Origin of the sequence: uncultured Brachyspira sp. (genome assembly GCF_944390595.1) — a bacterium.
In the GTDB taxonomy this organism is placed as follows: domain Bacteria; phylum Spirochaetota; class Brachyspiria; order Brachyspirales; family Brachyspiraceae; genus Brachyspira.
The window spans coordinates 1-8,034 of record NZ_CALXRN010000206.1; the positions used below are offsets into that span (position 1 = coordinate 1).

Genomic DNA, 8,034 nt, shown 5'->3' on the forward strand with positions numbered 1-8,034 from the left:
TTAATCTAAAGGCATAGAATCTATAATAGAGTTAGCAAGAGAATTTAATACTTCTTCTCTCAAAGCTCCATCTTTCATGTATAATTCAAGTCTTTGTTTAGCTTCTGCTATTTTTTCTTCTCTAACATCAGGTGCTTCTTTAATGATATTAATTAGTCTTTCATTTTGCAAAGCTAATCTTGATTCATTAGAAATTTCTATTCTATCAGAACCTGTTTTAGATACTTTATCATTGTATTTTACATTTGATTTTTGCTGTATATTTGATGTGCCGCCTATTTTATCAATTGTCATAATCTGACTCCTTACATGAATTATTTTCGGCATTAGCTTCGCATACTTTAGATTTTCTATTATCAATAATGATGCAAAATTCACCTTTAGTAAGTATACTACCATCTGTAAAAAAATCAAGAATATTTTTAGCTTCAGATCTTATAATTTGCTCAAATTGTTTAGTAAGCTCTCTTCCGATAACAATATCCGTTTTTTCTCCAAATATGTTAACAATATCTTCTACGCATTCTTTTATTCTATATACAGATTCATAAATTACTATAATGCTTTTTTGATTTTTATACAAGTCCTTAAGCTGATTTTTTCTCTTTCCTGATTTATTAGAAAGAAATCCTGCAAATAAAGTATTGCCTGAAAGACCGGATACAGAAAGCAAAGAAGTAAAAGCAGATATACCGCCTACAGGCACGATTTTTATATTATTTTCTATTGCTATTTTTATTATGCTCACGCCCGGATCGCTTATGCATGGAGTTCCCGCATCGCTTATAATGGCAGCAGATTTTCCATCTAAAATACTTTTGATATATTCATTTATTCTGTATTCGGAAGAATGGCTATGATATGAAAACATTGTATTTTTTATATTATAAAAATTCAATAATTTTAATGCAACTCTAGTATCTTCTGCTAATATAAAATCTACGTTTTTAAGTATTTTTAATGCTCTTATAGTTATATCTTCTATATTTCCTATGGGTGTAGCTACTACATATATTACCCCATTTTCAACTTCATTTCTATTGTTATTGCCGTCTATAATTTCTTCAATAAATTGAGAGTCATCTTTAATATTTAAATCTTTATTATTGTTTTTATTATCCTTTTTTATGGTAAGCTCCTTAATTGTTTTTTTTTATTATATATTAAAGTTTTTATTAATACAATAAATATGTTATTAAAAATAATTGTATACAAACAGCTGATATTTTACAGTATTATATTAGTTCTAAAATCAAAAGTTTTCACGTGAAACATTTGAGAATATATAAAATAATATAATCATATTTTTTGCAGTGTATATAGGCTATGACATTAGGTTTATAAATGGGTTTAATATTTTTAATTTCATAATTACTGATTATATACAAATTAAAATCAAAAATATAGTTTTATAAATAAACGAATTTTACCATGGAATATTTTGATTATAATTTTTATATAAATGTAAGTTATGGCATAGATAGTATGATTATATTTTTATGCTGTCTAAATTATTATAAAATACTTTAATGAATGTTTTTATAATTTTATAGTTGATGTTTTATTATATTCAAAATTGAATTGCTGAATTCTGTTTACAAATATAATATATGATTTTTAGTATAAATATGTTTTGTAGAAATGGATTTTATATATAATAAGTTTTCACGTGAAACATTTTTTAGTTAAAAATATCCAGGCATGTTGTATTCTCCTTGAGCACAATGCATACATACATGTTTTTTATCTCCAATTAAAAAAATGTCTTTTCTAAAATCTGTCATTTTTTCATTAGTATATACATCAAAAATAGTATCATTTTGTATATTCCCTAAGATATATTGTTTATGACTTTCTATATCACTTCTTATTTCACAGCAAGGTGTATAATTACCATCATAATCTACTTGTATTCCTATAACCGGCATAAAACATTGCATAGTTCTTTTATTTAATTTTATATCTGTTATTGTTTCTCCTCTTGTAGTGGCGACATATTTAAAATTTTGTGCTTTATATATTATATTCATATCATAATATTTTATTTTTATATAATATTCTGATCTTTTTAATATATTATATTCTAATTTCAATTTGTTTAATAGCTTATCCATTCCAGGTTGTATTATATTGTCTATATCAAATTCAATATTTTTATCAATTGAATCATAATAATATGATATAATAATATTTTTTACATTTAAATTTCTAAGTAATTCCAAATATTCTATATTTAAATAATCTCCATTCGTAAATATTTGCACATTTGAATTAGGTATATATTCGTTAATTTGCTCTATTCTTTTTCTTAAAAGATCCATATCATAAAGAGGTTCATTATATCTGTGTAAATTTATTATTCCTGAATAGTTTATTTCTTTGAGTTCATTAATTACTTTTAAAAATAATTTTTCATCTAATTGTATATTATTTGATCTTCTATCTACAATTGAATTAGGACAAAACCAACATTTTCTATTACAATATGATGATATTCCAATTTCAACTAAATAAACATTTTCTTTAAATAATCTTTTTTTAATATCATTATTATTTTGAACTGTTAATAACCTGGCTGTTTTATCTATTAAAGTTCTGCATTTTTGATTATAGTCTTTACCAAGTTCTGCAAATGCTGTATATTCTCTTATAAAATTTCTTATCTTTTTACTAGGAATCCACCAAACTATTTTATTAATTTTTTTTAAATCAGCCATTTTTATTTCCTCATTTATGTAATCTTTTTATTATTTGAATATTAAATATTTTTGGATATTATTTAAATTTTAACAAATTTCAAAATATATTGTTTTAAAGTATTGTAATTGAACATATGTTATAGTATTTTGTTATAATGTCAAGTGAAAATGAATTTTATATAAAATAATAAACATAATATTGTAAAATATAATAATTGATATAAAATACTTATTATGAAAGAAAAGTTTTTAAAATTAAAAAATAGAATGACAAAAAGAAAAGATATAATATTCTCTATTATAGTATCTTTTGTATTGCATATATTTATATTCAGCTTTATAAATACATCTATAATGCAGGATGTATTTGCCTATGAAAAATTAAAGCAGTATGAAGAAGAACAAACTAAGAAAAAAGATGATTATATGTTTTTGGTAGAAACACCGGAAGTTGAAGAAGAGGAAAGTAAAGAGGATACACCTTTTGCCTCTGATAAAACTTTAAGATCTAAAGGAATGACAGATGTAAAACCTTCCAAAACATTTTCTGATACTTCTGTTTTTTCTTTTTTAGGTGACGGAGCAAACAGCCCTATAGTAGAAAGACGCCCTACTGAAAATATAAAACCTAATAATAACAATATGCCTAATGAACAGAAAAAAGATTTAGGACGTGATATAAGCAGAGATAATGTAGAAACTTATAAACCTAAAAATCCAGGAATTAAAGGCGATACTAAAATTCCTGCTTCTTTTGAGGAAGGTGCAGACAGAGCCGTTGTTTTTTCAAGCGAAACAGGAAGCATACAATTAGGAACTAAAGCTCAGGAGTATTTCTGGTATTTCTATGCTCTTGTTGGTTCTATAAGAGATTCTTGGTATTTAACTATTCCGAATCAGGCTCATTATTTAGGGCTTATAAGAACGGATGAAGTAGAAGTTTTAATTTCTATTGACGATGAAGGAAATATTGGTTTCGAGAAGTTTTTAAAAACATCTGAAAAGGGTCAAACTAGTTTAGATAATTCATGTTCAAAAGCTATAGAATATGCCAAAAAATTAAAACCGCCTCCTCAGGGTTTATGGAATGATTATGCCGAAAATGGAAAAATTTATATACCATTTAAATTTATATATCAAAATTTTTCTAGAGAATAATAATTAATTTTTTAATTGATAATTTTTTATATTTATAGTATAATAAATAAAAATATACTGGTGTTTATCATGCAACACAACACAACACAACACAACACAACACAACACAACACAACACAACACTTAATTAATTTTTTTTATTTAATTTTATTATCTGTAATTTTAGGTAGTTTATCTATATGAAAAACTATGGCAATTGCAGAAATAATAAATTATTTATATATATAATTTCCATATCTATTTTATTTCTCCCGATAATCATTTTGTATATATTAGGAAATATTCCTAGAGAAGGTTATATATCTGATTTTCAAACTGAAAGTTATAATATGATTAAAACTTTAGAATTAAATGGTTTGGGTCATTTGAAGAATGATTTTATTGTAAATAATAAAATAAATGAAGATAAACTATTGAATTATATTTTAACTAATAAAAGTATTACAAATTATAGTTATGGTTTTAAGATAAAATATCATACTAAAGTTTTTAAAAATAGCGATATATATGGAGTATATCCCAATTCAGATAAAGCTTTGAAAGAAAATAGTTTTATAAAATATATAACAAATGTAAATGGAAGTCCATTTGGAGAATTAATATCTACTAAAATAATAAACTCAGATGAAAAATACAATATAGAATATAAACTAAATATAAAAATAGGTTTTTTAATATACATTTTGATAATATTTATATATATTAGTATAATATTTTTTATACGTTTTTTAATAGAAAAAGATAAGCAAATACTATATGTATATGAAAGTAAACAACTTTTTAGTGATAAAGTATACATAATATTGTTGATTATAATATTTATTTTAGCATCATTTGTACGCATATATTATGCATCTAATCAAAAAGATATATATTGGGATGAATATGCTACTCTTATATGCATTTTTAGTCAAGATTATGATACTGATCATATAGGAAGTACTTTAGATGCAGATATGAGCAGAGAAAATAACAATTTACATGAATATTTTAAAGATATAAGTATTATGTATAAATATACTCATGATCCATATATCTCAAATTTTTATTATTCTTTGTTAAGAACAGCACTTATCTTTCGATTCAATTATTCCATAGAGGAAATAATATTAATAGGTACTATATTAAATATTTGTTTCTTTTTAGTATCATATATATTCATGTATAAATTATTAAGGATGCTTATAAAATATAAAGATATTGTTTTATTTTCTATGTTATGTATATCGTTAATACCATCTTCTATAACATTTTCTATGTTTTTAAGACCATATCAATTGCAAGAAAGTTTATTTATATTTTTTAGTTATTTAATTATTTGGATATATAGAAATAATAAATTATCATTTAAATATTTTGTATTAACTAGTTTATCATGTTCTTTTTTATATTTAACATTAGTTTCTTCAATAATATTCGTTTTAATTTTATCCATATTTATATTTATGTTATTTTTAATAGAAATTAATAGAAAAAATATTTATTTTAATATTAAGAAGCTTATGTTTTTTGCATTATCATTTGTCATAGCTTTTCCTTTATCTCAAATTTTTTATAATAGTTTTTTTAATTCACTTTTAATTTCTAATGATAGAGCAAGAGTTAGTTTTAAATTTCCTGAAAATGTGTTGGGTTATATAAATTATTTAGGTTTTGTAGATATTTTACTTTATTTAATTATATTTGTAGTTTTTTATATATTATTAAGTATTTTTAGAATGATTAAAAATAAAAGTACTATTAAATTTAATATGGATATATTTTATTTAATTATTATAGTTTTTGTAGCATTACTTTTTACTATATATTCTAATATTAATGCCCCATTTAATATACCAAGATATTGTACAACATCTTTTCCGATAATATTTTTATCTTTACCATTGTTTTTATATTTTATAAAAGAGAAGTATGTGAGATATGTTTTAATGTTGATTATATCTATAATATACATATATAATATAACTACACCAAAAAATTTTGATTATTATGAGGATGTAAAATCTTATTATAGTGTTGATAATTTATTGTTAAATAATGGTTTAGGTCCTATAAATATATATGTAATAACGGGACGTTTTGGATATTATAATAATTCAATACTTGGAGGTACAGGAGCTATTACATTTAAAAAAATGAAAAGCTATGAAGAACTTAAAAAAAATATAAATATGGATTCTCCAAGCAATTTCTTTGTTATAAATAATTTAGATTTGAATTTAAATATGAATTCCAATTTTATTGATGCATGCCATGGATATACAAATGTAAGAAAAACATATAGAAACAGGTATATATTTGAATTTGAAAAAATTAAGGATGAAGAATAATAATTGATTATTTGAATATTTGTGATATAATAAAAAATATATTGGTATGTATTATGAAATGCAATAGAATTTATATATCGTATTTAGAATTAATACTTTTTAGGGAGTAGTATATGTATAAAAATAAAAATGTATATCTGCTTTCATTTTATAGTTTAAATTTATACCCTTCTTATTTAAGATTTTTAAATCAAGCAAAAGATTTTGGAATATTTGATAAAATACTTATATATAATCAATATAATTTACCAAAAAATGAAAAATTTGATTCTTTACTTAAAAACCGATTAGTAAAAAGCAGAGGGTTTGGATATTGGTCTTGGAAGCCTTTTATTATTTTAGATACATTGGAAAATATGAATAATGATGATATTTTAATTTATTCTGATATAGGATGCCATATAGATAAAAATGGGTTAGATTGTTTTTATGAATACCTGGATAGGGTAATTGACAATAAAATATTATTTTTTAATGTTGGTTTTTTGGAAAAATATTATACTAAAGCAGATTTATTTTCTTTTTTTGAAAAACTTGATGATAAGTCATTTACTGATACAAGTCAAAGAGCAGCAACAGTGTTATTATTTCAAAAGAATCAATTTACATTAAATTTTGTAAAAGAATGGCTTGATGTATTTTATCAAGATTTTACTTTAGCTGATGATACTCCATCCAAAATACCAAATTTTGATGGCTTTAGGGAACATAGACATGACCAAAGTATATTTTCCATTCTTAGTAAAAAATATGATTTAAAAGATATTAATGTTGGTAAATATGATTATACTCCATTCTTATTATTAAGAGATAAAGAAAATATTTATGATTTTATTATAAAAAATGCTTTAAATAATTTGATAAATAAAGTTTCATGGTTTATATCAAAAAGGGAAGTGAGAGATAGTTTTAGAGAAGTATTAAATATAAATATACTTAATTTTATAAAAAGCTATCTTAAAAAAGAAAATTTTATTTTTACATCATCTAATAATTTTATTTTTGATCTTTTAATAAAGAATTTGTTTTTAGTAAAAATCAAAAAATACATAGATAATGATAATCAATTTAATGAAATTTTTAAAAGTATGCTGGAATATGAATCTGTATCTTTAATATTAAATTGATAATTTATTATAATTAATATATAATGATTGCATAAAATGTATTAGATTTTTTATGCTGTATTATATGTGTATAAAAAATAATAATTTTTTATTTTGGAATAAAAATGGAAGACAGCAAAAAATATATAGATAAAATATTGTGGTTAATACCATTTAAGAAATTCAGATATTTTTTAAGAGCTTTATTTTATAATATTTTAGATATAAAAGAAATAAAAGATGATGTAAAAACATTAAAAACTGAATTATTTGATTTAAGAAATGAAATAAGAACTATTAATAAAAATGTTAACAACCGTATATTTTTTATGAAGGAAAGTAATCACTATCAAGATATATCAAATGGTGGTGGTTATTTTTTAATTTTTCAATCTATTTTATCAAATAAAAATATCAAATTATTATTTACTAAATATGATCCTGATATAGAATTATTTTATGTTTATGGTGATAGAAAAAATGTTATATCATCAAAAGCAAAGATAAAAATTTTTTATACAGAAGAGCCTGTTCAAGTATTTAGAAAAGATTATAATGATAATTGTTTAGGATTATGTGATTTATCTTTAGGATTTAATCATATATCTAATTCAAACTATATAAGATTTCCTTTGTGGATAAGTTGGAATTTTAATATTACAGAAATTAATAAAGAAAATATACATAAAAGAGTACTAGAAATAAATAATGCGAAATTTAAAAAAATAAAATTTGCTTCAT

Annotated in this window: 6 protein-coding genes and 1 pseudogene; 4 read left to right on the top strand and 3 right to left on the bottom strand. The window is 21.8% G+C overall.

Annotated features, from left to right (window positions below):
• The 3 genes from Q0J90_RS12445 to Q0J90_RS12455 form a co-directional block, all read right to left on the bottom strand.
• Window positions 1–294, bottom strand: a complete 294-nt coding sequence (locus Q0J90_RS12445) for a flagellar biosynthesis anti-sigma factor FlgM (protein WP_028328798.1) — start codon at window positions 292–294, stop codon at window positions 1–3.
• Complete coding sequence (rsmI, locus tag Q0J90_RS12450) at window positions 284–1,069, bottom strand: 16S rRNA (cytidine(1402)-2'-O)-methyltransferase (protein WP_367173890.1); 786 nt, start codon at window positions 1,067–1,069, stop codon at window positions 284–286. Before rsmI ends, Q0J90_RS12445 begins: the two co-directional genes overlap by 11 nt.
• A 616-nt stretch (window positions 1,070–1,685) precedes the next feature.
• A complete protein-coding gene (locus tag Q0J90_RS12455; RefSeq protein WP_297278217.1) occupies window positions 1,686–2,717 on the bottom strand; it encodes a radical SAM/SPASM domain-containing protein in 1,032 nt (343 codons plus the stop codon).
• Window positions 2,718–2,933: 216 nt separating this feature from the next.
• On the opposite strand from Q0J90_RS12455, the gene Q0J90_RS12460 reads away from it, so the two are divergent.
• The 4 genes and pseudogenes from Q0J90_RS12460 to Q0J90_RS12475 form a co-directional block, all read left to right on the top strand.
• Window positions 2,934–3,857, top strand: a complete 924-nt coding sequence (locus Q0J90_RS12460) for an energy transducer TonB (RefSeq protein WP_297278218.1) — start codon at window positions 2,934–2,936, stop codon at window positions 3,855–3,857.
• A 263-nt stretch (window positions 3,858–4,120) separates the two neighbouring features.
• Window positions 4,121–6,187 carry a hypothetical protein gene (locus Q0J90_RS12465; RefSeq protein WP_297278219.1) on the top strand — a complete coding sequence of 689 codons (2,067 nt, stop codon included), beginning with the start codon at window positions 4,121–4,123 and terminating at the stop codon, window positions 6,185–6,187.
• Window positions 6,188–6,300: 113 nt separating this feature from the next.
• Window positions 6,301–7,314, top strand: coding sequence for a hypothetical protein (locus tag Q0J90_RS12470; protein ID WP_297278220.1), 1,014 nt, complete (start codon window positions 6,301–6,303; stop codon window positions 7,312–7,314).
• Between the two features lie 104 nt (window positions 7,315–7,418).
• Window positions 7,419–8,034: pseudogene (locus Q0J90_RS12475) on the top strand (hypothetical protein); the annotation flags it as partial.